Raw genomic sequence first — 24,958 nt, forward strand, 5'->3', positions numbered from 1 at the left:
AGAAAGAACCTATCATTTACCATAAAGGATCGATTATGACACTCATACTTTTAGTAGTTGGCTCGTACATATTGGGAAATGTGCTGACAGGCTCGATTATTAGTAATTTCTTTTTTAAGAAGAATATACGAATAGAAGGAAGCGGAAATCCTGGAGCGCGTAATGCCGGGAGGGTGCTTGGCAAAAAAGCATTCGTTGCGACATTCATCGGAGACGCATTGAAGGGGGCACTGGCTATTTTCGTTGCCAAGTGGCTTGGATTCGGAGTGGTCGTAGAACTTTGTGCGCTATTCGCTGTGACTTTGGGACATGTGTATCCACTATTCTTGAAGTTTCGTGGCGGGATGGGAGTATCCACTTTCATAGGCGGTATGCTTGCATTCAATCCACTACTGTTTGCTGTGTTTGTGGGCTTATTCTTCGTATTCTATCCGTTCCTAAAAAGCTTCACATTAGCCGGACTAACTGCGGTCCTATTGATGCCGATTTTAGTACTAGCATTTTCATATGGAATTCCTGTATTCATAGCAGCCTGCTTATTATCGCTACTTCTTTTATTTACACATCGAGCTGACTTGAAGCAGAAACTTATGCCAGAAAAGGGTTGATAGAATGAGTTTTATTTATAAAATTGCAGAAACGGCTTTGGAATTCGAACAGATTCATGAGTTGAATTACCGTACGTTTGCCGAGGAGATTCCGCAGCATGACCAAAACGAATCAAGAAAGCTTGTCGACAAATTTCATGATGAAAATACATATATAATTTGCAAGAAAGATAATCGGGTCGTCGGAATGATCGCGATACGAAGTGAACGTCCATTCTCGCTCGATGGAAAAATTGGTCCAGTTGAACATCACTTACCGTTTCAATCCAAAAACCCTGTAGAAATCAGGCTTCTTGCGATTGAACAGGACTATCGGAATGGCAGGGCATTTCTTGGCCTTACCCAGGCGTTAGTCCAATATTGCCTTAAAGCGGGCTATGATGCTGCGCTCATCTCGGGAACGGTTCGAGAACAGAAATTATATGGACAACTAGGGTTTTTACCATTTGCACAATTGACGGGGACAGCGGAAGCCGCCTTCCAGCCGATGTATTTGACGCAAGAAACATTTAAAGCGGGCATTGCGGGAAGGATTTCAAAACCACTCGTCAATTTCCTACCAGGTCCTGCAACAATTTCTGAAGACGTAAGAAAGGCCATGATGACAGAACCATTCTCACATCGCTCATCTGAATTTGAAAGTGTTTTGCAACGCGTGAAGGACAAGCTGACCGCGCTGACTGGTGCAAAGTACGTCCAACTCCTTCAAGGGACAGGTACGCTTGCGAATGACGTTGTTGCGGCTCAGTTAAGTATGCACAGTGGTAAAGGTCTTATACTTGTGAACGGGGAATTTGGCTTTAGACTCACTGATCATGCCCAGCGTTTTGGAATGGGGTTTGACACAATGGAAATCGAGTGGGGGACCCCTTTCGATGCCGATGAAATTGAAGCTGCATTATGCTCGGGTCGCTACAGTTGGTTATGGGTTGTCCATTGCGAAACGTCGACAGGTGTGCTGAACGATTTGAATTTATTCAAATCGTTCTGTTCACAATTCGGCATTACACTCGCTGTGGATTGTGTGAGTGCGATTGGGACAACAGCAGTTGATCTCACTGGAGTTGCTTATGCAACAGGTGTCAGTGGCAAAGGGCTATTAAGTTATACAGGTCTATCTTTCGTATTTCATAATGAAGAAATCCCCGCAAATGATAACTTGCCGCGCTATTTGGACTTAGGTACTTATGCAGCAGCACGAGGGATTCCGTATACCCAGTCATCCAACTTGGTATCTGCGCTCGACATGGCTTTACTGACATTTGAGCAACCGGCAGAAGTCTTTGCGGCTATTTCAAACCGTGCGCGTAAAGTCAGGAACGCCGTTGAACAAGCAGGTTTGACAATTTTAGCGTCGGAGAAATATGCTGCAGATGCAATTGTTACGATTGCTTTACCAAAAGGTTTATCCGCAATGCAGCTGGGGGATAACCTGTTTTTGAATGGTTTCAATGTTCATTACGAGAGCGCTTATTTACGCGAAAGAAATTGGCTTCAAATTTCATGTATGAACAATGTAGCGGAAAAAGAGTTAAACAGAATGCTTGAACTGCTCTCTTGGTTAACATCCGTAGATGAGCAAGTGTTTACGACTAACTCTAACGGGAAAACATATTAAATAGAAGGAGCTGATGATCATGAAAGAATTACGCACTGTTAATGAGTGGTATGACGTATTGGAACAATCGAAAGAGAATCCTTTGTTCGTTTTAAAACATAGTACGACATGTCCAGTTAGTGCAGCAGCCTACAATGCATTTGAGTCATCCGCAGAGGAGGTACCGAAATATTTTCTTAAAGTACAGGAAAGTCGGCCCGTTTCCAATGAAATCGAAAGTAATCTGCACGTTGAACACCAATCGCCGCAACTGTTTTTATTGAAAGACGGTGCAGCAGTCTGGCAGGCGACTCATTACTCGATTAGCGGCCCCCACATTAAAAAAGCAGTGGAAAACTACGGAAGTTAATAATGTGGAACAGGTACTCCATTCGAGGGGTATCTGTTTTTTATTGTCTAGGAAATTATACAATCTCGTCCTGTATGAGGCTTTCCAGGAGAGATTGAGCTGCATCCTTACTATTAGATAGGGTTGAACAAACGCTTGCGCTTATGTTCTTGGAAATTTCCTTATGGCGTGCTAATAAATATGGTAATATAAGAGTTATTAAAATAGTCTATTAAATCATAAGCGAAAGTAGGTTCTTTACATGCGTTTACAATATAAAACCGTGGTCATAACAGGTGGAGCAAATGGAATTGGTGCAGTCGCTGCCAAGCTTTTTGGGAAAAATGGAGCACAGATTGCTATCGTTGATTTTGATAAAAAGGCTGGAGAGGCGAAAGCGCAACAACTGCATGAATTGGGAATCGAGGCCGCTTTCTTCCAGGCGGATGTGTCCGATAGTGAAAATGTCAAAGAGATGGCCACAAAAGTGATTGAACAGTTTGGCAAAGTGGATATCCTCATTAACAATGCTGGTATTACAAAAGATGCGATGATGCTGAAGCTTGAAGTGGATGATTTTAAGCGAGTGATTGACGTGAATTTGACGGGTGTTTTTAATTGTACGCAAGCGTTCCTTCCGACAATGCTTAGCCAAGGGAAAGGGAAAATCATTAATACGTCTTCGATTGCGGGAACGGGTGGTAACATCGGTCAAACGAATTATGCCGCAGCAAAAGCGGGCGTCATTGGTATGACAAGAACGTGGGCGAAGGAATTTGGTCGACAGGGCATCAATGTAAACGCTGTCGCTCCCGGTTTCATCGAAACAGATATGATTGATACGATTCCAGAAAAGATCTTAGGGCAAATTAAGATGATGACGCCGTATACTCGACTTGGTACGCCAGAAGACGTAGCGAATGCTTATCTGTTTTTAGCTTCCGATGAATCTGATTTTATAAACGGGACCGTCCTAGAAGTAGATGGTGGTATGTTGAAATGACGGTGAAGGAAAAGAGATGGGGCGTGAAACCGAATGCTATTTTCAACCTATCCCTTTTTCTAGCTGCAGCTGCTTTGTCTCTCACCGCGGAAAAAGTGGAGATTGAAGCGCAGCATTTCTACTTCGGCCTTTTCTTATTTTGGTTATTTTCGATATTGTATAATCATTTACAAACCTGGACGAAAACAGGGAAACTTAATATTGAATATGGCATCAGTTATGGCTTGGCATTCGTTCTTTTTGCTGGTCCATATGGTGTATTTCTCTATCAGGTCGTATACAGGACGTCTGTCTATCTGCTAAGGAAAATAAAGAATGAAAAACGCTCAGATTCAGTCATTGATACACTGTACAATATCGGGGCGTTCACGTTGTCGAATGTGGCAGGGTATTATTTGTTTTACGCATTCATCCCTTATTTTACCCCGTTCCCATTTGGCTTCTGGTTGCTCATCCTTTTACTCAATGGCATAACGATGTATATATCGGATTTGACGTTATTAACTTTGCTGTACTTGGAAAAAAGTATTCAAACCCGTCAAGCTGCATGGGCGTTCCTAAAGGATCGGAGTATACTTGATCTCTGGAAAACGGGTTTTACAAATGCCTTGCTATTCGTTTTTCTGATAGAAGGACGATGGGAATCACTCATTGCACTGTTCATGCTGAATTACATTGTCAGTCGTTCGTTTGTATTGAAGTCGCAAAATATGCAAGACAAATTGGAGCGCAACCAATTTGAAGAAATGGCATACACAGATTTCCTGACAGGGGCTAGAAATCGGGCGTTTATGGATAAACAAATGGGACAGCCTAAATTGTACGATGCACCATTCGGGGTAGTCGTATGTGATATCGATCAGTTCAAAAAGGTGAATGATACGTTTAACCACGCGGTCGGTGATACTGTAATCATCCATTTTGCAAAGCTGCTGCAGAATCATCTAGCAAAAGATGATTGCCTGTTCCGGACGGGTGGTGAAGAATTCACGCTCTTTATACGCAATCGTAACTATGACGGGGTAAAGGAACTTGTCGAAAGTTTGCGTCTGGAAGTGGAAAGAAGTTTTGTAAAAGCTGAGTTCAAAGGCGAGCCACAACATATCTCATATACTGCTTCGTTCGGCCTTTTCTACAAGCGTTTTACAGATCATACAAGCATCGAAAAGGGCCATACATATGCAGATGACTTATTGTTCGATTCAAAACGGACGGGACGTAATCGTGTGACTGCTGAAGATGGTAGTTAAATGAAGGAATGTGTAAAAAGACTGAACTATGCAGAGCTGGTTCAGTCTTTTTATAAGGATTTACCGTTAATGATATTCTCCTAAACTGTAAACTGATCAGGAGCCATATTCTTTTTCATTTTCATGGCAATTACATAGACGACGATGGATACAATTAAAGATTGAACTGCCGGCAGACCAATTGGGTATAGATATTGTGTCACGTAACCGACTACAATTCCCACAGCCATTGCGATTGTTGCCATCCAGTTCCAACCAGTATTATCTTTCCACTGATGTTTGCGGATAAAAAAGAAGTCCCCCATTACGACGCCCCCGATTGCCGGGTAAAGCAAAGCAGTAAAATAAAGGAAATCCATAAAATGATCAAGTATTCCCATCAATGCAACAACGATTGCCAGGATTGTTCCAAGGAAAGTCAGTAAAGCCCGACCTTTTCCGGAGTTCACATTAAATATATTTGCAAGTGCGAGCCCCATGCTGTAGTTATTGACTAGTTGAGAAGTCCAAGTCGCAAACCAAAGAATCAAAAAGCCCCAAATTGGGAAACCGAGTCCCATCATAACGTTAACGATGTCAGCATCTCCGACTCCCACAGCCATGATTGCACCGACCATAAAGAGGGGTAAACCAACGAGTACGATTCCACTTGGAATAATTAGATTGTCTTTTAACGTCGGTTTGGCATAACGAGTATAGTCCGACGCGATAAGCCATTGCGAAACGTTAACGCCAATAATTAAACTGAGTGCCGCAAATACGGTCATAGTAGGTTCAGGATGCCAAGAAGTAATGGTATCCCAGCCTATATTTTTAAAGGATAAATAGATACCGCCAGCGATTAAGATCAAACCAGCGGGGACAGCGATATAATCTGTCCATTTCATTGAGTTGTAACCAATAATGGATGGCAATGCAAAGAGTAGGCCACAAATAACGGTTACGATTGCCCAGCCCATCCAATCGTTTTTGTAATCAATGCCGAACATTGCTGAAATTGCGTTACCGGCTACTGCTGTCTGTAAGGCCCACCATCCAAGTGAAACAATGAAGATTGTTAAACCTACAATCAATTTTGCTTGAAGTGCACCGAAACTTGAACGGGCGATAACGGAGGATGAACGGCCTGTTTTAGCGCCGATATATCCTGCTAGGGTATTCCCAATCCATTGGAAACCAAATAATGCAATGATGAGTAACCAAAGAATTTTTGATAATCCGAAGCTTGCTGTCAATGCGGCACCAACCATTAAGACCGGAATTGTAAATTCAAGCCCACCAAAAATCATAGTAGGCGTCATCCAATGTTGGCGTTCTGATTCAGGAATTGGCAATAGTGCCTGATCCTGATCCATGAATCCCCCAGTGTGTTCTTTCCCCTTATTATCCTGCACTTTCTTTTGACTCATCTTCTTCACATCCTTATTTTAGTTATAAAAAATAGAATAGGAAGAAATAAGGCCTTCCTATTCTGCGATGCTATTGCAAAATTAAACTTTTACCAAGGCAAATACTAATTCACAAGCCTCATCGCCTTCGTTGGTGCACCAATGTGCTTCACCTGCTGGAATATATGAGGCCTCTCCTGCATTGATTGTGTATGGTTTTCCACCGCTTACACCAGATAAAGCCCCTTTAACGATAAAAGAATACTCGTGCTCCTCATGGAAAGTTGTTCCTTCTATTGGAAGGCGTTCACCTGCTGGAATAGAAACGAAACCAAAGTTCACTTCAGTACCTTCAAATTTATCTTTAAAAAGTGATTGTACAATTTCATCCGTTATTTTGGGTTGTTCAATTTTCATGTTACTTCCTCCTAAATTATGAAGTTCTTCCTGGCAGTTCTATATAGTCGAACGACTTCGAATCTACGTCTACTTTGAAATATTCTTTCGATTCTTCAATAGTGAAATAACCATTCTTGACGTCTTTTGCGACTTGTTCTGCCGGTCTACTAAGGGGATCGCCACATCCGCCGCCCGTTCCGGTCATTAAGCGCACAACGTCGTTCGTTTGAAGCTTATATCGCGGGTAAACCCCATAAGGTCCATCTACTTCACCGCTTGCTTTGCAGACATAAAATTCATTTGGGGAGCCCTGGCGACCTTTGTTCATTCCCCATGGGTAAAATTTATTTCTGCCGAAGGTAACCGTTACAGCCTGGTTATCAGATAATGCCCGGTACGAGCGGACAACCCCTTTTCCACCGGTATATTGACCGGCACCCGCACCATTACCGTCTTGACGTAAACTATATTCATCAAGCATAACGCCATAACGGGTTTCGGCTACTTCTACAGGAACGTTGTAGGTTTCACCATCGGCGATACAGAATTGACCGGAAGCTCCATCTTGGCCATCTGCTCCACCCCAGCCCCCAACTGAAGGTTCTACGATAAGGAAAGGTTCGTCTGTATCTTGGTGATTACCGGACAATGTCACTGCACAAACAGACAAATGTTGTCCTGCCGCGAGGCGGTTTGGCAAATGTGGTGCAAGAGCTTGCCACACTAGGTCGAGACTGCCTAATAGTGTTTCAAAGTAATTGGAAACAGGAACTGGACGTTCAGCAGACATAATCGATTTCGGATCAACGATGACTTGAAGAGGGCGGAATACGCCGTCGTTCACGTCTTGTTCAGGGTTTGTCATTGCCAGGAAAATGACCCGTACTGCTGACACAAGACCTGTATAAGAACAGTTCATAGGACCTGGAACTTGCGGGTGGCTTCCACGGAAATCGCAAATGAAATCATCATCTGTAATCGTTACTTTTACCTTAATCTTGAATGGTCCATTGCCCAAGCCGTCTGTGTCGATATAATCTTCAGCTTCGAAAACGCCTTTTGGAAGCTTTTTGATTTCTTGGCGTGAAATGATTTCCCCGTGATCCAATAAGTAGTTAATTGCCGCTAAGATTGTTTGTCTACTATGTTTGTCGCAAAGCTCATTCAAACGGCGATCACCGGTGCGTAATGCAGCGACTTGCGCCCACATATCTCCCAATGAGAGGTCGGGGAAGCGGACGTTAGAGCGGATAATTTCAACGATGCCTTCGTTTATAAGGCCTTCGTCATAGAGTTTGATACAAGGGAATTGAAGTCCTTCTTGAAATATGTCTACTGCATCATTTGTAAATGAGCCCGGATCTTTTCCGCCGACTTCGGTCCAGTGAGCTTTGTTCGCAGAAAATGCCACAAGTTCCCCTCCATGGAAAATCGGCATGACAAGTCCGACATCTGAAAGATGAGAGCCCCCCCCGTTATACGGGTCGTTAATAATGAACACGTCGCCCTGTTTTATCTTACCTCCGGGATACTTGCGAAGTGTTTCTTTTACCATGAAACTTAGCATTCCGATAAAGCCGGTAACACCGTTTCCTTGTGTAAGAAGATTTCCTTTTGCGTCAGTTAAACCACTTGCGTAATCAAGTACTTCATAAATGATTGGACTCATTGATGTGCGGGCAAGTGCGATGAACATTTCGTCGCCAACCGCCAACAGTGAGTCTTTAACAATTTCCAGTGTAAACGGATCCACTTTCACAGAAGTTGTCATATTATTTCCCCTCCATTTCGATAATGATATTTCCGTATTCGTCTAGATACAATTGCTGGTTTTCATAGATAACAGTGACTGCGGCTTTTTCCTCTACAACTGCTGGTCCGTGAATCACTTCATTTGAAGGAAGTTTTTCGCGGTCATAAACAGGTGTGTTTATCCAGCCTTTGTGTTCATAGTAAATATCGCGGTCTTCTTTTTTAGAATCTGCAACCGTTCCGGTTCGTGTGATTTTACCAATTGTCGGCTTAGGCACCTTTCCGTAAGCAGTTACGTGAACATTTACGATTTCAGTAGGTGAATCTTCAAGTTTAAATGTGTAATTCTTTTCGTGGAGTGTATGGAATTCTTCAATGATTGTTTGTTTATCAGTTTCAGACCATTTTCCGTTCGGAACAGGAACTTTTACTGTGTGCTCTTGTCCTAGATAGCGCATATCTGCAAAACGGTGGAACTCAATATTTTTTGCTGCCATCCCCTCGTCTTTATAATGATCTAGCGCATTCCTTTCAATTTCTTCCCATTTAGTGTCCATTTCCGTAAGGGAAAGTTCATTTAAACGCTTGATATATGTTTGGATATAATCATGTCTTAAGTCTGTCATCAACATTCCCCAAGCTGAAAATACTGGTGAAGCGATTGGAACAACAACCTTTTTTACGCCAAGTTCGATTGCGAGTGCTGGAGCGTGCATGGAACCGCCGCCGCCAAACGCAAGTAATGTGAAATCTTGCGGATTATGTCCTTTACGAATAGAAATTAGCTTCAGTGCATTAAGCATGTTTGAGTTGGCAATGCGGATTATTCCAAGTGCCGCCTCCTCGGCTGATATTTCAAAAGGATTGCCAATTTTAGTTTGAATTGCCTCTTTAATGTTGTTCATGTTGACATCATAATCAAAGTTTTTAGGGGACAGACGGCCGGTCAGTAGGTTTGCATCTGTTGTTGTCGGTTCTGTTCCGCCTAAGCCGTAAGCGACAGGACCCGGACTAGCCCCAGCAGATTGTGGTCCTACTTTTAATGAGCCCGCATTATCGATCCACGCAATGGAACCTCCGCCATTTCCAATTTCTACAATATCGACCACTGGCGCTTTAATCGGATAACCGGCATTGCGATTATCTTTTTCAATATAATAATCTGTGGATACTTTTACTTCACCGTTTTCAATTAGGGAACATTTTGCAGTCGTCCCTCCGATATCAAATGCGATGATATTCTTCTCGCCAATCAGTTCGCCTAGAACAGCTGCACCGAAGATTCCAGCTACAGGTCCGGACTCAACCATATTGATAGGAGCTGCTTTTGCGTTTTCGAATTTAGTCGTTCCACCATTTGATTGCATGATGTAACTTTGATCGATTTCGATAGACTCACGCAGTTGATTATCCAATTTGTCGATATACTTTGTTGCAATTGGTTGAACATAAGCGTTTAAGACAGCTGTATTTGTTCTTTCATACTCACGCCATTCTTTTGTTATATCACTCGATGCAGTTACATGTACTTCTGGCCAGAGCTCTTTAATGATTTCGACTGTACTCTGTTCGTGTGACGGGTTTACATAGGAATGTAAGTAAGAGACAGCGATGGCTTCAACACCTTCTTTTTTAAAGTGTTGGATGCATGTCTCAATATCCTTACGATTTAGGGGCGAGAGAACTTCACCTTTATAGTTCAAGCGCTCGTCTACTTCAAGTCGCAAATACCTTTCAACGAATGGAGTTGGCTTTTGGTAGCGGATATTAAATAGGTCAGGCCGGTTACCCCTAGCAATTTCCAACACATCCCGGAATCCTTTTGTTGTAATAAGCCCCGTTTTAGCTCCTTTGCGTTCAGTTAGTGCATTGATAATCACGGTAGTTCCGTGAATAAACATGGAAAGTTGCTTGGTATCGACTTGTGCTTTCTTTATGACGTCCAATACACCCTTTTCAAAATGGGGTGGAGTCGTGTTCGTTTTTTCGATACCTACGTGACCATTTTCATCAACATAGACAAGATCTGTAAACGTTCCTCCGATATCTGTAGCTACTCTCATTTATTACACTCTCCCTTTTTATAGTTAAAAGATTACTGGTGTTGTGACAGTTAATATTATTGTTTCTTCATCAGTTAGGTTTTCCCATGTGTGTAGTAACTCTGAAGGGAAATGAATTGTATCTCCTTCTCGTAAATGATGCTGCACCTCATTTAGATGAAAGACAACTTCGCCTTTTAAAACATAGTAAAATTCTTCCCCAGCGTGGCTATAGCTGTGTTCTTCTTTTAATCCTGGTGGAAGTGTGACCTTCAAAGGCTCAAGCTTTCGATCGTGAAACGTACCTGCCAAACGTCTGTAAATTTGTTCGGCGCCATTCATTTTGAAATCTTTTTGCTCATCTGTTCTTAATAGAAAGTTTTGTTCTGATTTTTCTTCTTCAAAAAAGTAAATCATCGATACATCTAATGCTTCTGCTAATTTTTTTAATGAGGTAATAGATAAAGAGGAAGCGCCTCTTTCAATTTGCGAAAGAAAACTGAGCGATAGCCCAGTCACTTCACTGAGTTCTTTCAATGTAAGTTCTTTTTGTAACCGTAGGGATTTAATCTTGGTATGAATTTCTTCCATAACTTAAAACTCCTCAATAATTTATAGTGGGACAATAAGTATTCTGTACAAACTGTAATTCTCCGGAATGAATTATGTTTGTACTGTAATAATTCTGAATATAACACAATTAAATTCCGAATGGAAGAATTATTTACAAGAGTCTGTCAACTTGGCGCGGTTTAGACTGGAAAATAGCATAACAACGCAATGGAGATTACTGTGTGGATACAATTTAAGTCTTGTATGAGAGGGGAAGGAAAATCCATCTTGTTCCGACGACGAAAAATAATAGTGAATACACTTGTGAATTAATTCACAATAAGTGACACCTGTCATATCGAAAATCATGACAGTTATGTCTTCTGTGAAGTCCGAAAGTTCTTTATCATTAGATTCAAGATAGCGAATCAGAAAAAGAACATAAGATTGAAGGAGGATAATACAACATGTCTAAAGAAAAAACAAAACAGCTACACAAAGACGTTGCCCCTTTTGCTAAGTCAGATAAAAAGAAAAGTATAATGCAGCTTATCAATACTGTTATACCGTTTATAGTCCTATGGTTCTTGGCGTACCAAAGTTTGTCGGTGTCAATTTGGTTAACGCTTGGACTTTGTGTTATTGCAGCAGGATTTGTCATTCGGACATTCATCATCTTCCATGATTGCACGCACGGTTCATTCTTTAAAAACAAAAAAACAAATGATATTGTCGGTACCATTACTGGTGTTCTTACACTGTTTGCCTATGAAAAATGGAAACGTGAACACTCGATTCACCATGCAACAAGTTCGAATCTCGACAAGCGCGGTACAGGTGACATTTGGGTCATGACGGTTGAAGAGTACGTTGAAGCATCAAAATGGCAGCGTTTTGCTTACCGTTTATACCGTAACCCAATCGTTATGTTTGGTTTCGGACCGCTTTTCCTTGTACTTATCTCAAGCCGTTTCAACCGTAAAGATGCACGTAAGAAAGAGCGTAACAATACGTATTTGACGAACGCAATACTTGTTGCCCTTTACACAGGTATGATTTTACTTATCGGCTGGCAGGCATTCGTTCTTATACAAGGAACAACCATGTTCGTTGCAGGAGCACTAGGTATCTGGTTATTCTACATTCAACATACATTTGAAGACTCGTATTTTGAAGAGGAATCTGAGTGGGATTATGTGAAAGCTGCTATTGATGGCAGTTCATACTACAAGTTACCGCGTGTGTTGCAGTGGGCGACAGGAAACATCGGTTTCCATCATGTCCATCACTTGTCACCACGTGTTCCGAATTACAACTTGGAAATAGCACATGAATCGACACCACCTCTTCACCAAGCAACAACGATTACGATTAAAGAAAGTTTGTCGTCAATCCGTTACCGTTTATATGATCCTGAGAAAAAAAGGTTTATTGCGTTTAAAGACGTGAAGCATATGCTGAAATCAGCAAGTTCTTCAATCGATTTGAAACCGAAACGCACAAGTTTCGACGCAGAATAATACTTAAAACAGCCATCTCTTCAGAGGATGGCTGTTTTTTTCGTCTCACTATTTGGTACAATGGAAAGTATAGACAGGACGGTGAAACAAAGATATGCAAAGTTGGTATAGTATTTTCCCGAAAAACCCTTGGCTTAGTATTTATGCGTGGGCAGTATTTTGTTTTCTGCCATTCTTTTTCATATTCAGATCATCGTCGCCCATTGAAATTTCCATTGGAATTTCATTGTTATTCTTATTCTTCCTGTCGTATCGATTTTCATTCAAATCGAAAAGCGGACTTGTTTATATGTGGATCAGTTTTGAAATTGTGATTAACGTCGTTATGACACTGTTATTCGGCTATGTGTATTTATCCATATTCACTGCGTTTTTTATAGGCAATATTCGCAATCAAGTTGGATTCTTCATTATATACGGGCTACATATTGCCATTACAATCATTGCGATTGTCGCAGGTTTTTTCATCGAACTCGAGTTATTTCTTCCGCAAGTTCATTTCATCCTCATCTCGGTGATTGGTATCGTATTATTGCCATTCAATTTATACAACCGAAATAAGCGTGAAAACTTGGTAGGTCAATTGGAACATGCCAACGAACGGATTTCGGAGTTAATTATAGTGGAGGAGCGGGAACGGATTTCTCGTGATTTACATGATACACTTGGCCAAAAGCTATCATTGATTGGCTTAAAGAGTGATTTAGCTGGCAAGCTAGTGTCTCGTGATCCTAGAGCTGCCGAAAGAGAGTTACAGGATATAAGACAGACGGCCAGCACAGCGCTGAAGGAAGTTCGGGAGTTAGTGGCGGGCATGCGGGCAACGAAATTGGAAGATGAAGTGATTCGCATTAAGCAGATGTTGAAGGCAGCTGAAATGGAGTACACCATTAAGGGGAATCCATCGTTCACCAACATCCCGGCCATCGTTGAAAGCGTGCTAAGTATGTGTTTGAAAGAAGCCGTGACAAACGTTGTGAAGCATAGTTTTGGCAAGACTTGCTGCGTGTCGTTTGAACAACTACCGAATGAATTTGTCATCAATGTGATAGACGACGGAATCGGCATTACTAGGGGCGGAGAAACGTCACCTGGCAATGGCTTGACTGGCATGCGCGAGCGACTTGAATTTGTTAATGGAAGCCTTCGAGTCGAAGGTGGCGAAGGAACGAAATTATCGATTCGTGTTCCTGCGGTCATACAACATATTATGGAGAGTGATTGATGTGATACGTATTGTCATAGCGGAAGACCAAGGGATGATGCTTGGAGCACTTGGATCATTATTGAATATGGAAGATGATATGGAAGTCGTCGGAAAAGCAAAAAACGGGGAAGAAGCGGTTGCGCTGGTGAAAGAACATCAGCCGGATGTCTGCATCATGGACATTGAAATGCCGGTTATGACTGGGCTTGACGCAGCAGAAGCGCTGCATGATGAACCTTGTAAGATCATTATCCTGACGACATTTGCCAGAACAGGTTACTTCGAACGTGCGAGGAAAGCAGGCGTACGTGGTTATTTATTGAAAGACAGTCCGATTGAAGAGCTTGTCAGTTCAATCCGAACGATAATGGACGGCAGACGGATTTACGCGCCAGAACTCGTTGACATTGCCTACGGGGACGGGGATGAGACGGTAAATCCGCTGACGGAGCGTGAAAGCCAAGTGCTCGGACTTATTGCTGAAGGGAAGACCACGAAAGAAATCGCTGGCGAGTTGTATTTGACGCCTGGTACAGTGCGAAATTACATCTCCACAATTTTAGATAAGCTCGGCGTTGGAAACCGGATTGAAGCAATATCTCGGTTTAAGGAGAAGGGCTGGTTTAAGTGAATTGAGTATATAAGAAGACGGTAAGCCGACAGTGATGTCGGTTTTTTGTCGTTTGGGGTTGGTGTGGTGGGGGTGAAGTATGTATACCGAGCATAAATTCGTCGAACCGATCATATCCCGCTGGCAATCGAGCATAAAATCGTTGAACCGGTCATATCTCGCCTGCACCCGAGCATAAAGCCGGGGACCCGATCATATCCCGCCGGCAATCGAGCATAAAACCGTTGACCCGATCATATCTCGCGGGCAACCGAGCATAAAACCGTTGACCCGATCATATCTCGCCGGCCCCCGAGCATATACCCGTTGACCCGATCATATCCGCGCCGCCCCGATCATATCTAGCCGACACCCGAGCATAAAACCATTGACCCGATCATATCTTGCCTGCACCCAAGCATAAAACCGTCAACTTGATCATATCCGCTGGCCCCCAAGCATATCCCCGCCATCCCGATCATATCCCACCCCAAACCAATCATAACCCCACCCTTACCCCAGCAATAAACCTCGTTACGAGCACAACCCAAATATGTTACACTTTTACCAAAGACGGAAAGTTCACACAAGGGGGAACCGAACATGTTTGGTATCGATTACGCAAGAAAACTCGACGAGAAAGACAATCTCGCAAAATATAAAGACGAGTTTTATCTACTCGAAAACACCATCTATATGGATGGTAATTCACTCGGATTACTGTCAAAACGAGCGGAGCGGACGCTGCATAATTTACTCGATTCATGGAAAACACTGGGCATCGACGGCTGGACAGAAGGTGATAATCCGTGGTTTTACCTATCTGAGTCGGTCGGAGAAAAGATGGCGCCACTTGTTGGGGGAACAAAAAGTGAGGTCATTGCAACGGGCTCGACAACGACGAACTTGCATCAGCTTGCCGCAACATTCTACAACCCATCAGGGACTAAAACAAAGATTCTCGCCGATGAACTCAATTTCCCTTCGGACATTTATGCGCTAAAAAGCCAGTTAGCACTGAAAGGTTTTAATCCAGATGAACATCTTGTCCAGGTGAAAAGCAGGGATGGTCGATTTTTAAATGAAGACGATATCATCGAAGCGATGACAGAAGACATCGCACTCATCGTTTTGCCAGCTGTTTTATACAGGAGTGGGCAAATCCTCGATATGGAGAAACTTTCGAAAGCTGCGAATGAAAAAAGTATCCCGATTGGCTTTGATTTATGTCATTCGATTGGTGCAGTTGAACACGCCTTGCATGATTGGGGCGCGGATTTCGCTTTCTGGTGTACATATAAGCATTTGAACGGGGGGCCAGGGTCCGTCGCAGGACTGTTCGTCCATGACAAGCATTTCGGCACAACGCCAGGTTTGGCAGGGTGGTTCGGTTCGAAAAAGGAATCGCAATTCGATATGGATCATACAATGGATCCGGAACTGGACGTCGCTGCCTATCAAATTGGGACGCCTCACGTACTCAGTTTAGCGCCGGTCATTGGTGCGCTGGAATTGTTTGAAGAAGTAGGCATTAAAAAAGTCCGTGAAAAGTCACTTCAGCTGACGGACTATATGCTGGCGTTAATTCAACAGGAACTGTCTGACCACGACTTCACAATTGGCAACCCAGTAGACGAATCACGTGGGGGCCATATCTTGCTTGAACATGTCGAGGCTGCACGTATTTGTAAAGCGTTGAAAGAAGATGGCGTCATCCCGGACTTCCGTGCGCCAAATGGTGTTCGACTTGCGCCGGTTGCGTTATACAATTCCTTCGAAGACGTCTGGCATACTGTGCAGAAACTAAAACGGATTATGGATGAAAAACGCTATGAAAAATTTGAGAATAAAAGAGGTGTCGTCGCATGACTGGGAAATGGATTGATATTTCACAACCGCTGCAAAATAATATTGCCGAATGGCCTGGTGACACACCATTTTCATATGAAGTTGCCTACTCTAAAGCAGAAACAGGTTCAGTCAATATTGGTAAGTTAACGACAAGTACGCATATGGGGACGCATATCGACGCACCGTTTCACTTCGATGATAACGGATTAAAAGTGCTCGATTTACCAATTGATTTATACATCGGACGGGCGCGTGTACTCGATGTTTCAGGAAAAGAGAGTATTGGAAGGGCTGATCTAGAGGACCTTGATTTCGGTGGAGCAGAACGGATTTTATTGAAAACTGGGAGCCGTCCTGATCCGAATGTATTTCCGGAAAATTTTACGTATTTGCGTGAGGATATCGGTCCTTTATTGAAAGAGAGAGGGGTTCGGCTCATCGGTATTGACGCGCCATCTGTTGACCCTGAAACAAGCAAAACAGTCAGTACCCATCATTCCCTCAATGAAAACGGCGTGATGATTTTAGAAAACATCGTCCTCAGCGCAGTGGAACCGGGCGATTATGAACTGATTGCATTACCGCTTCCGCTAAAAGACGGCGATGGTAGCCCAGTTCGTGCCGTATTGCGATCAATGGCAGGGGGGGCATATCAATCATGACTGAAAAAGGAATTCACACGGATTTTAAAGATAATATGACATATAGCGAGTATTTGAATCTCGATAAATTGCTGTCGAGCCAGCAACGTTTGTCTGGACATCATGATGAGATGCTGTTCATCGTCATTCATCAAGTGAGTGAGTTATGGATGAAACTCATTTTGCATGAGCTCAATACAGCCATCGACTTAATCGAAAAAGATGAATTGCCGGAAGCATTCAAAATGCTGGCACGCGTGTCAAAAACACAGACGCAAATTATCCAGGCGTGGGATGTGCTGTCGACATTGACGCCTGCTGAATATATGGAGTTCCGGGACAGTTTAGGTCGTGCATCTGGCTTTCAATCCTACCAAAACAGGCTTATTGAGTTCGCGCTTGGTTATAAGCAACCGCATATTTTGAAGATTTACGAGAAAGATCCCGAGCTCGCAAGTGATTTAGAGGCCGCATTCCGTTCACCGGGGATTTACGATGTGGCAATACGTGCGCTGTCACGTGCCGGCTTCGCGATAAACCCAGAACTACTCGAACGCGATTTCTCAGTTACATACAAAGGGGATACGACAGTGGCGGATGCGTGGCTAGAAGTATACCGCAACGTCGATGATCACTGGAATTTATATCAGCTGGCGGAGAAGCTTGTCGATATCGAAGACAGTCATCAGCAGTGGCGCTTCCGTCATATGAAAACTGTTGAACGGATTATCGGCTTTAAAATGGGGACGGGCGGTTCGTCAGGTGTGAATTATTTGAAGTCTGTCCTTGATCATCAGTTCTTTCCGGAGTTATGGGATGTGCGGACGAAGTTATAACAGAGCAAAGAATGATGATCAAAAAAAATAGCCCTAGAAACTCCGCCAACAAATATAGTTGGCGGAGTTTTAGTATTGTATTTATAACAACTTCAAATCTAATTTTCTTGTTCACTAATTGGAGGCAAGTGTGCCAGCAATAAACCTGTCGAACTGATTGCCCGTCGACAGTAGTTCCCCTCCGCGAACCGCTGTGGTTCATTGCCACAACCTTGAAATATCCAGTAAGCGAACTATGTGCTTGAATTTATGTTTTCCTATCGATGATTGTGAATGAAATTACCAATCATCGATAGGTGGACTCATTGTTAATTCCATTAATAAGCACCACCATTACTGAGTTGTTATAGTAGCATATTCCGGAAGGACGGGGGTTGTGTGTGCGGTTGAAACGACTCATTTAGGGCAAAGGTAAGTCTTTTAAATGGCCGACCGAATGGTTTAGTGAAATATAACCTCTTTAATCCAATCAAGGATAAGTATTGAATTTTAACAAAACTCACGAATTAATCTTGATGCTTTTGATTGGCTGATGTTGAGATCTTTTGCGACTGCTCTTGAGGAGTTGTTTTTTTGGTAAGACTTTCTTACCAATGTCCTTGTGACTTCGTTTAAGGCATCGTTCAATGAATGTGGATGAATAAGCTCAGCGGTATTTTCCACACTTTCCCTAATGACATCTGGTAGATCATCCACTTCAATAAGGGAATCGCTAGTGATAACCAATCGTTCGATTAGGTTTTCAAGTTGCCGTACATTACCGGGCCATGAGTAGTAGTAAAGCATATTTAGACATTCTTCGGAGATTAGCTTATTCATATTATATTTATTATTGAAGCCATTTAAAAAATTATAAGTAAGTGGAACAATGTCCTCCTTACGGTCTGATAGAGGTGGCATGTGGATATCAATAACGTTTAGTCGATAATATAAATCCTCCCTGAAGGTTTTATTTTCAACCATTTTTAGTAAATCTTGATTGGTGGCGGTAATAATGCGGATATCAACGGTCTTGCTTTCATTACTTCCAATTGGAATAAATTGTTTATCTTGAATTACTTGTAGTACTTTTGCTTGTAAAGGTAATGCCAACTCCCCAATTTCATCTAAAAAAATGGTCCCATTATGTGCTGCTTCAAGCAAACCAGTTTTACCGCCTTTAATTGCTCCGGTAAATGCTCCGTTAGTATAGCCGAACAGTTCCGATTCTAATAAATCAGCAGGAATTGCAGCACAATTGACAGTCAAAAAAGGACCATCCTTTCTTTTACTTATACTGTGCAAGTGGTGGGCTACCACCCCTTTACCCGTCCCTGATTCGCCATGAATTAGAATTGTAGAGTCAGTTGGGGCAATTTTTTTGCAAAACTTTAATATACTTTTGACTTTTTCACTGTTTGTAATAACTGTATTCGCAGGACTGTTGTTTGTAACTGACTCTTCTTGTTGCTCCCTTTTCATAATTAACCTATTAAAGCTTTTAAGTTCGGTTGCTGTCGTAACGACATACTCTATTTCCCCGGCCTCATTTAGGATTGGGATGGCCCTCGTCAATAATTCAGCTCCGATATATGTCTGTTGCCTTAGAGAAACTGGTTCTTTGCTATTAAAAACGTCGGGAACGATGGAGGGACTCCAATAACCTTTTTCAAACAACTCACCATTTAACTTTCCTATGACATCAGCTTTTTTAAGACCATAATGTTTTTCACAAATTTTGTTGACATATACAATTCGTGTTTCACTATCCATGACATAGATTTCATCAGAAGAATAATCTAATATCTTTAGCATGGATTCCAAAGTCAAATCAACGTTCTTTAATACTAAGTTGTCCAACATTTACTACCCCTCCCCTTGATTGAATATTGAGTTAATTTTAAACTATTAGACTCCTTTTTTGAGTCAAAGACAACTCGATTATAGCAGGGTTTTTAGGAAGTGGCGATATGAATGTATATATTTAAAGATTTTTTTAACTTGGCACGCAAATTGCATATATAAAGTAACGTGGATCTAATAGGTCTAACCTGATTGACACGTCAATACCAGAAGCATTTGAAATGGAGGAGGAATAAGTGAAAGGATGTGCGATAGGGTAACTGATTCTTTAATTTCGGTGTAAGTGTTCAATTGGTCGATACTTTATAGATTGAGGATTCAATAAGAATTTCAAAAAGGTTTCAAGTCTACAGGAATTCTATCATACAAGAAATCCTGCTAAATGGATACGGAGGTAGGAATATGAATAGATCGTCTGAAGTAATTGACATTACAATAATTGGCGGTGGCCCTGTTGGATTATTTACCGCCTTTTATGCAGGAATGCGCCAAGCCACGGTAAAAGTTATTGAAAGTTTGCCGCAATTAGGAGGCCAATTATCCGCACTTTATCCAGAAAAGAATATTTATGATATTGCTGGATTCCCCAAAATAGGGGCACAGGAACTGGTCGATAATTTAATAGAACAAATGAATCAGTTTGAACCCGCAGTCTGTTTAGGAGAATCAGTAGAGGTTGTTGAAAAAGAAGAAGATGGTGTATTCAAACTTACAACGAATGAAGGTATTCATTATACAAAAACAATTATCATTACTGCTGGAAATGGAGCTTTTCAGCCGAAAAAAATGAATATACCTGGGGAAGAACAATTCAAAAATCAGAACTTACATTACTTTGTAAAGAATGTAAGCGAGTTCAAAGGTAAGAAAGTAGTATTGTTCGGTGGCGGTGATTCAGCTGTTGACTGGGCATTAATGCTAGAGCCTATTGCGAAGAAAGTATCTCTTGTACATAGAAGAGATAAATTCCGTGCTCACGAACACAGTGTAGAGTTATTAAAACAATCAAGTGTTGAAATTCTAACACCATTTTCTCCGATAGAACTTGTGGGAATCGAACGAATCGACAAGGTAATTATTCAAGAGATTAAGAGTGGTGAATCAATTGAACTTGAAGCGGATGATGTGCTCGTCAATTATGGATTTGTTTCTACTCTTGGACCTATTAAAGACTGGGAGCTTGAAATTGAGAAAAACTCAATTGTTGTGAATTCTAGAATGGAAACAAGTATAGAAGGCATTTATGCAGTCGGAGATATATGCACGTATGACGGTAAAGTAAAATTAATAGCCACTGGTTTTGGGGAAGCGCCCATTGCTGTAAGTAATGCAAAAGTGTTTGTGGATCCCACAGCGAAGCTACAGCCACTTCATAGTACGAGTGTAATGGGTGACAAAGAGAATGCGTCTAAAAAAGAAGCAATTGTTATAGGGTGAAAAAGGAAAAGGGGGAGATGATATGGCCAATTTTACGATGGTCGATCAAAGTACATGTATTGCTTGCGGTGTCTGCGGTGAACTAGCACCTGATCTATTCGATTATACTGACGACGGTATTTCTTATTCCATTCTTGACGACAACACAGGAGTTACAGAAGTTTCTGAAGACTATATTGAAGATTTGGAAGATGCATTCGATAGCTGTCCAACAAATTCAATCAAGATGGCAGATACACCTTTCAATTGTCAGAAGGAAGAAGCAAGCTAAATTAAAAAATATTTAACATTTATTGATTGAATTTCAAAATGAAACAAAACTATGCTATAGAGGAGAATGGAAAATGGCTTATAATAAAGTAGAAAATGCAGCGAACAGAACATTCGAGAGAACGATGACATATGACAAATACACAGATCCAAAAGTATTGGAAAAAGAAATGGAGTTAGTCTTCTCTAAATCATGGCAACTTGTGGGGCATGTAAGCCAGGTAGAAAAAGCGGGTGCTTTCTTTACGGCTGATGTAGCTAATGAACCACTCATTATAATAAGAGGTACAGATGGGGTGCTCCGTGCATTTTACAATGTGTGTCCACACCGTGCAACTAAGCTTGAACAAAGTGAGAACGGAAAAAAGAAGATTTTACAATGCATGTATCATGGATGGACGTTTAAAACAGACGGCAAATTGAATAAAGCACCTAACTTCCAGGGAGAGGACGCGGCTTGTGTTCAGGATGCTTGTCTAAGATCTGTACGGATGGAAGTGTTGGAATCTTTAATTTTTGTTAACTTGGATGATAACGCTACACCTTTAATCGATTCATATGGGGATTTCTTTGACAGATTAAGCAAGTTCCCATTCATTAGTGAGTTAAAACGAACTCATAGAAAAACACGTGTTATTAAAGCAAACTGGAAAGCATATATCGATAACTATTTAGAGTGTGATCACTGTCATATCGCGCATCCGAGTTTTGTAGAAGCATTGGATATGGATGATTACCAAATAATCACATGTGAAAATTATTCTGTTCAAGGGTCCGTTGTCAAAGCTGACAAGCAATATGGTGAAGTAAACTTGAATGAGGCGGAAATGCAAGGTGGTTCCTTCTTCTGGCTGTGGCCGAACCTGATGTTGACTATTTATCCGGGACCTGGGAATATGGCGTCCATAGAGATGGTACCAATTGATCACGAAACCTCGCTGGCGGTATATACGTATTATTTCCGTGAGGATAATCTGGAAGCCTTGAGTCAAGATGAGAAGGATTTAATGACATTTGCGGAACAAGTTCGTGCGGAAGATATAGATCTCGTGGAACTGGAACAAATAGGTTTCAGCTCCCGTGCATTTAACAAAGGGCATTATGCTTCGTCTGAACAAGCAATCGTACAATTTCATGAAATGGTATTGGAGGCACTCAATGAATAATTTAGGAATTAAAACGAATGAAATTAAAAAGTATTTACTCATCAACGGAGAAAAGGTAGAAACAAAAAACTATGTATCACTTTACTCCCCATACTCGCAGGAAAAAATTGCTGAAATTGCGATGGCGGATAGAGAATTAACGATACAAGCAATCGATGCCGCTCATGAAGCTCGTCAACTAATTGGTGAAATGCCAGCCTACAAGCGTGCGGAGATTCTGGAGAATGTTGCTCTATTATTAAAAGAGAGAGCAGATGAAGCCGCGGAAATTATTTCCCTTGAATCGGCCAAACCACTTATGTTTGCAAAAGCGGAAGTCGCAAGAACAATTGAAACGTATAAATTTGCAGCGGAAGAAGCGAAAAGAATTCATGGTGAAATGATTCCTTTTGATGCAGCGGTAGGTGGTGTCGGTAGAATTGGTTATACACTAAGAGAACCAATCGGTGTTATCGGTGCTATTACGCCGTTTAACTTTCCACTAAACCTTGTCGCACATAAGGTTGGGCCTGCAATTGCAGCTGGAAATACGATTGTATTAAAACCTGCATCGCAAACACCGCTCAGTGCTCTTTATATTGCAGAACTCTTTGCAGAAGCGGGTCTTCCAGCGGGCGTTTTGAATGTAGTGACTGGGCCTGGCAGTGTTGTTGGAGAGGCAATAGTAGAAGATGACCGAGTAAGCATGATTACATTTACAGGAAGTCCTGACGTAGGTATCGGTATTAATAATAAGGCTGGATTAAAGAAAACAACGTTAGAATTAGGTTCAAACTCAGCGTTAATTATTGATAAAGATGTGGAAATTGATGGTATCATTGACCGTTGTACGATGGGTGCCTTTTCCAATCAGGGGCAAGTATGTATTTCATTGCAACGGGTATTTGTTCACGAAGAAAAATATGAAGAGTTTATTGTGAAATTTGCAGAAGCGACAAAACAACTAAAACTGGGTAATCCGCTTGATCCGGAAACGTATGTCTCGTCTTTAATTACTAAGGGAGAGTTAGAGCGTGCCATTAGCTGGATTGAAGAAACAAAACAAAGTAATGCAGAAATTTTAACAGGCGGTAAGGTACGGGATAATGTTCTGGAACCGACAATTATTACGAATGCGGATCAGTCATTGAAAGTTTCATGTCAAGAAGTCTTTGCACCAATTGTTATCGTGAATCAAGTGAAGTCAATAGAAGAAGCTATAGAACTAGTAAATGATTCCCGTTTTGGGTTGCAAGCTGGTATTTACACGAACAATGTAAAAAATGCCTTTTACGCATCGAAAAATCTACATGTTGGCGGCGTTATCATTAATGACGTTCCAACGTTTAGGGTTGACCAAATGCCATATGGTGGAGTAAAAGACAGTGGTACGGGCCGTGAAGGTATTAAATATGCAGTAGAAGAAATGACGGAATTAAAACTAGTCGTTTGGAATCAAGGGTAAAGGAGATTATGATGAAAAAATATAAAATTGCTGTAATAGCTGGCGACGGAATTGGTCCTGAAGTAATCGATGAAGGGATCAAAGTATTAAATAAGATTGCTATTCTCGACGGGAACTTCCATTTTGATTTTACGCATTTTCCATGGGGCTGTGAGTATTACACGAAGCATGGGAAAATGATGGCTGATGATGGTATAGAGCAGCTGAAAGAGTTTGACGCAATCTATTTAGGGGCTGTTGGTTTTCCAGGTGTTCCCGATCATATCTCCTTATGGGACTTATTATTAATCATCCGTAAGGAATTCGATCAGTATGTCAATATTCGTCCAATCAAGTTATTAAAAGGCGCCCATTGCCCGTTATCTGACGTAAAGCGTGAGGACATTGACATGCTATTTATCCGGGAGAATACGGAAGGTGAATACTCGGGTGCAGGGGACTGGTTATTCAAAGGAAAAGAAAATGAAGTCGTGCTGCAAAATGGTGTGTTTTCTCGAAAAGGAACAGAAAGAATTATTCGTTATGCGTTTGAAACAGCTAAAAAAGGAGGACGTAGCTTAACGAGTATTAGTAAAGCGAATGCACTAAACTATTCAATGGTTTTCTGGGATCAAGTATTCGAAGAAGTGAGCGCGGATTATCCAGAAGTAAAAACAGCATCTTATCTTGTTGATGCAGCAGCGATGCTTATGATTACAGACCCTAAGCGATTTGAAGTTGTCGTTACATCCAATTTATTTGGCGATATCCTTACAGATATAGGGGCAGCTCTTGCTGGAGGAATCGGGCTTGCTGCAGGTGCAAATATTAATCCTGAAAGAGAGTTCCCATCGATGTTTGAACCTGTACACGGTTCAGCGCCTGATATTGCTGGTCAGGGAATCGGGAACCCGCTTGCCTCGATTTGGTCGGCGAGCCAAATGCTAGATTATTTTGGTTATGAACATTATGGCAAACTTGTTGTAGACGCTATTGAACAACTTTTAGTAGAGGGTGGCACACTTACACCTGATATGAAAGGTACAGCTTCCACATCTGAAGTGGGAGATCGACTAGTTAATAGTATGAATAGCTCAATAACTGCACACGTGTGAGTGAGGTCTATCGGTGTAATGCAGATAACACCGATAGACTTTTTACAAAAATCCCGCCCATTTTCCGCTAACAATTATTGTACTATTCGGGAATTTGTTA

At 41.7% G+C, this 24,958-nt stretch carries 22 protein-coding genes; 16 read left to right on the forward strand and 6 right to left on the reverse strand.

What is annotated here, in order from left to right; all coding sequences use genetic code 11:
• The first annotated feature begins 35 nt into the window (after positions 1-35).
• From ACGLYD_RS19810 to ACGLYD_RS19830, 5 genes are all read left to right on the forward strand, one after another.
• Positions 36-608: a glycerol-3-phosphate acyltransferase gene (locus ACGLYD_RS19810; protein ID WP_399630078.1), complete on the forward strand. Its 573-nt coding sequence runs from the start codon at positions 36-38 to the stop codon at positions 606-608.
• Positions 609-612: 4 nt separating this feature from the next.
• Positions 613-2,226: an aminotransferase class V-fold PLP-dependent enzyme gene (locus tag ACGLYD_RS19815; RefSeq protein WP_399630080.1), complete on the forward strand. Its 1,614-nt coding sequence runs from the start codon at positions 613-615 to the stop codon at positions 2,224-2,226.
• Positions 2,227-2,245: 19 nt separating this feature from the next.
• Positions 2,246-2,575 (forward strand): bacillithiol system redox-active protein YtxJ, encoded by a 330-nt coding sequence (gene ytxJ, locus ACGLYD_RS19820; protein WP_399630083.1) that lies wholly within the window; start codon positions 2,246-2,248, stop codon positions 2,573-2,575.
• A gap of 241 nt (positions 2,576-2,816) precedes the next feature.
• Positions 2,817-3,557: a 3-oxoacyl-ACP reductase FabG gene (gene fabG / locus ACGLYD_RS19825; RefSeq protein ID WP_187046355.1), complete on the forward strand. Its 741-nt coding sequence runs from the start codon at positions 2,817-2,819 to the stop codon at positions 3,555-3,557.
• On the forward strand, positions 3,554-4,807 hold the full coding sequence (locus ACGLYD_RS19830; RefSeq protein WP_399630086.1) for a GGDEF domain-containing protein: 1,254 nt from the start codon (positions 3,554-3,556) through the stop codon (positions 4,805-4,807). The genes fabG and ACGLYD_RS19830 overlap by 4 nt, the downstream gene beginning before the upstream one ends.
• 80 nt (positions 4,808-4,887) lie before the next feature.
• On the opposite strand, the gene ACGLYD_RS19835 is transcribed toward ACGLYD_RS19830, so the two are convergent.
• The 5 genes from ACGLYD_RS19835 to ACGLYD_RS19855 form a co-directional block, all read right to left on the reverse strand.
• The gene (locus tag ACGLYD_RS19835) at positions 4,888-6,216 is read right to left on the reverse strand and encodes a purine-cytosine permease family protein (protein WP_399630088.1); all 1,329 of its coding nucleotides are present in this window, start codon (positions 6,214-6,216) and stop codon (positions 4,888-4,890) included.
• 81 nt (positions 6,217-6,297) lie between these two features.
• Positions 6,298-6,612, reverse strand: coding sequence for a cupin domain-containing protein (locus tag ACGLYD_RS19840; RefSeq protein WP_399630091.1), 315 nt, complete (start codon positions 6,610-6,612; stop codon positions 6,298-6,300).
• A gap of 16 nt (positions 6,613-6,628) precedes the next feature.
• The gene (locus ACGLYD_RS19845; RefSeq protein WP_399630094.1) at positions 6,629-8,365 is read right to left on the reverse strand and encodes a hydantoinase B/oxoprolinase family protein; all 1,737 of its coding nucleotides are present in this window, start codon (positions 8,363-8,365) and stop codon (positions 6,629-6,631) included.
• A 1-nt stretch (position 8,366) separates the two neighbouring features.
• Complete coding sequence (locus tag ACGLYD_RS19850; protein ID WP_399630097.1) at positions 8,367-10,409, reverse strand: hydantoinase/oxoprolinase family protein; 2,043 nt, start codon at positions 10,407-10,409, stop codon at positions 8,367-8,369.
• 24 nt (positions 10,410-10,433) lie between these two features.
• A complete protein-coding gene (locus ACGLYD_RS19855) occupies positions 10,434-10,979 on the reverse strand; it encodes a helix-turn-helix domain-containing protein (protein WP_399630100.1) in 546 nt (181 codons plus the stop codon).
• Positions 10,980-11,407: 428 nt separating this feature from the next.
• Between ACGLYD_RS19855 and ACGLYD_RS19860 the strand changes: the two genes are divergently transcribed.
• From ACGLYD_RS19860 to kynA, 6 genes are all read left to right on the forward strand, one after another.
• On the forward strand, positions 11,408-12,460 hold the full coding sequence (locus ACGLYD_RS19860) for a fatty acid desaturase (protein WP_187046356.1): 1,053 nt from the start codon (positions 11,408-11,410) through the stop codon (positions 12,458-12,460).
• Positions 12,461-12,554: 94 nt separating this feature from the next.
• Positions 12,555-13,685, forward strand: a complete 1,131-nt coding sequence (locus tag ACGLYD_RS19865) for a sensor histidine kinase (RefSeq protein ID WP_187046357.1) — start codon at positions 12,555-12,557, stop codon at positions 13,683-13,685.
• Position 13,686: 1 nt separating this feature from the next.
• Entirely contained in the window at positions 13,687-14,298 is a 612-nt protein-coding gene (locus ACGLYD_RS19870) for a response regulator transcription factor (protein WP_067204387.1), read from the forward strand.
• Between the two features lie 582 nt (positions 14,299-14,880).
• The gene (gene kynU / locus ACGLYD_RS19875) at positions 14,881-16,146 is read left to right on the forward strand and encodes a kynureninase (RefSeq protein ID WP_399630106.1); all 1,266 of its coding nucleotides are present in this window, start codon (positions 14,881-14,883) and stop codon (positions 16,144-16,146) included.
• On the forward strand, positions 16,143-16,790 hold the full coding sequence (gene kynB, locus ACGLYD_RS19880) for an arylformamidase (RefSeq protein ID WP_399630109.1): 648 nt from the start codon (positions 16,143-16,145) through the stop codon (positions 16,788-16,790). The genes kynU and kynB overlap by 4 nt, the downstream gene beginning before the upstream one ends.
• Positions 16,787-17,605: a tryptophan 2,3-dioxygenase gene (kynA, locus tag ACGLYD_RS19885; protein WP_187046360.1), complete on the forward strand. Its 819-nt coding sequence runs from the start codon at positions 16,787-16,789 to the stop codon at positions 17,603-17,605. The genes kynB and kynA overlap by 4 nt, the downstream gene beginning before the upstream one ends.
• Positions 17,606-18,094: 489 nt before the next feature.
• On the opposite strand, the gene ACGLYD_RS19890 is transcribed toward kynA, so the two are convergent.
• Positions 18,095-19,447: a sigma-54 interaction domain-containing protein gene (locus ACGLYD_RS19890; protein WP_399630112.1), complete on the reverse strand. Its 1,353-nt coding sequence runs from the start codon at positions 19,445-19,447 to the stop codon at positions 18,095-18,097.
• Between the two features lie 402 nt (positions 19,448-19,849).
• Here ACGLYD_RS19890 and ACGLYD_RS19895 point away from each other — a divergent pair, with 402 nt between their 5' ends.
• From ACGLYD_RS19895 to ACGLYD_RS19915, 5 genes are all read left to right on the forward strand, one after another.
• Positions 19,850-20,884, forward strand: coding sequence for an NAD(P)/FAD-dependent oxidoreductase (locus ACGLYD_RS19895; protein WP_399630115.1), 1,035 nt, complete (start codon positions 19,850-19,852; stop codon positions 20,882-20,884).
• A 22-nt stretch (positions 20,885-20,906) separates the two neighbouring features.
• Positions 20,907-21,155: a ferredoxin gene (locus ACGLYD_RS19900; protein ID WP_399630118.1), complete on the forward strand. Its 249-nt coding sequence runs from the start codon at positions 20,907-20,909 to the stop codon at positions 21,153-21,155.
• A gap of 73 nt (positions 21,156-21,228) precedes the next feature.
• Positions 21,229-22,320, forward strand: a complete 1,092-nt coding sequence (locus ACGLYD_RS19905; protein ID WP_399630121.1) for an aromatic ring-hydroxylating dioxygenase subunit alpha — start codon at positions 21,229-21,231, stop codon at positions 22,318-22,320.
• Positions 22,313-23,764 carry an aldehyde dehydrogenase family protein gene (locus ACGLYD_RS19910; protein WP_399630123.1) on the forward strand — a complete coding sequence of 484 codons (1,452 nt, stop codon included), beginning with the start codon at positions 22,313-22,315 and terminating at the stop codon, positions 23,762-23,764. Before ACGLYD_RS19905 ends, ACGLYD_RS19910 begins: the two co-directional genes overlap by 8 nt.
• Positions 23,765-23,775: 11 nt before the next feature.
• Complete coding sequence (locus tag ACGLYD_RS19915; RefSeq protein ID WP_399633318.1) at positions 23,776-24,858, forward strand: tartrate dehydrogenase; 1,083 nt, start codon at positions 23,776-23,778, stop codon at positions 24,856-24,858.
• The last annotated feature ends 100 nt before the right edge of the window (positions 24,859-24,958 follow it).

Source organism: Sporosarcina sp. SG10008, from assembly GCF_044569405.1.
Classification (GTDB): Bacteria; Bacillota; Bacilli; order Bacillales_A; family Planococcaceae; genus Sporosarcina; species Sporosarcina psychrophila.

What these genes read in the sequence shown, in the direction of transcription:
- ACGLYD_RS19835 (WP_399630088.1), bottom strand. Translation starts at nt 6,216, where the DNA reads ATGAGTCAAAAGAAAGTGCAGGATAATAAGGGGAAAGAACACACTGGG.
- ACGLYD_RS19915 (WP_399633318.1), top strand. Translation starts at nt 23,776, where the DNA reads ATGAAAAAATATAAAATTGCTGTAATAGCTGGCGACGGAATTGGTCCT.
- ACGLYD_RS19895 (WP_399630115.1), top strand. Translation starts at nt 19,850, where the DNA reads ATGAATAGATCGTCTGAAGTAATTGACATTACAATAATTGGCGGTGGC.
- ACGLYD_RS19910 (WP_399630123.1), top strand. Translation starts at nt 22,313, where the DNA reads ATGAATAATTTAGGAATTAAAACGAATGAAATTAAAAAGTATTTACTC.
- ACGLYD_RS19815 (WP_399630080.1), top strand. Translation starts at nt 613, where the DNA reads ATGAGTTTTATTTATAAAATTGCAGAAACGGCTTTGGAATTCGAACAG.
- ACGLYD_RS19905 (WP_399630121.1), top strand. Translation starts at nt 21,229, where the DNA reads ATGGCTTATAATAAAGTAGAAAATGCAGCGAACAGAACATTCGAGAGA.
- ACGLYD_RS19900 (WP_399630118.1), top strand. Translation starts at nt 20,907, where the DNA reads ATGGCCAATTTTACGATGGTCGATCAAAGTACATGTATTGCTTGCGGT.
- ACGLYD_RS19850 (WP_399630097.1), bottom strand. Translation starts at nt 10,409, where the DNA reads ATGAGAGTAGCTACAGATATCGGAGGAACGTTTACAGATCTTGTCTAT.
- ACGLYD_RS19865 (WP_187046357.1), top strand. Translation starts at nt 12,555, where the DNA reads ATGCAAAGTTGGTATAGTATTTTCCCGAAAAACCCTTGGCTTAGTATT.
- kynU (WP_399630106.1), top strand. Translation starts at nt 14,881, where the DNA reads ATGTTTGGTATCGATTACGCAAGAAAACTCGACGAGAAAGACAATCTC.
- ACGLYD_RS19890 (WP_399630112.1), bottom strand. Translation starts at nt 19,447, where the DNA reads ATGTTGGACAACTTAGTATTAAAGAACGTTGATTTGACTTTGGAATCC.
- ACGLYD_RS19855 (WP_399630100.1), bottom strand. Translation starts at nt 10,979, where the DNA reads ATGGAAGAAATTCATACCAAGATTAAATCCCTACGGTTACAAAAAGAA.
- fabG (WP_187046355.1), top strand. Translation starts at nt 2,817, where the DNA reads ATGCGTTTACAATATAAAACCGTGGTCATAACAGGTGGAGCAAATGGA.
- ACGLYD_RS19830 (WP_399630086.1), top strand. Translation starts at nt 3,554, where the DNA reads ATGACGGTGAAGGAAAAGAGATGGGGCGTGAAACCGAATGCTATTTTC.
- kynB (WP_399630109.1), top strand. Translation starts at nt 16,143, where the DNA reads ATGACTGGGAAATGGATTGATATTTCACAACCGCTGCAAAATAATATT.
- ACGLYD_RS19845 (WP_399630094.1), bottom strand. Translation starts at nt 8,365, where the DNA reads ATGACAACTTCTGTGAAAGTGGATCCGTTTACACTGGAAATTGTTAAA.
- ytxJ (WP_399630083.1), top strand. Translation starts at nt 2,246, where the DNA reads ATGAAAGAATTACGCACTGTTAATGAGTGGTATGACGTATTGGAACAA.
- ACGLYD_RS19860 (WP_187046356.1), top strand. Translation starts at nt 11,408, where the DNA reads ATGTCTAAAGAAAAAACAAAACAGCTACACAAAGACGTTGCCCCTTTT.
- ACGLYD_RS19840 (WP_399630091.1), bottom strand. Translation starts at nt 6,612, where the DNA reads ATGAAAATTGAACAACCCAAAATAACGGATGAAATTGTACAATCACTT.
- kynA (WP_187046360.1), top strand. Translation starts at nt 16,787, where the DNA reads ATGACTGAAAAAGGAATTCACACGGATTTTAAAGATAATATGACATAT.
- ACGLYD_RS19810 (WP_399630078.1), top strand. Translation starts at nt 36, where the DNA reads ATGACACTCATACTTTTAGTAGTTGGCTCGTACATATTGGGAAATGTG.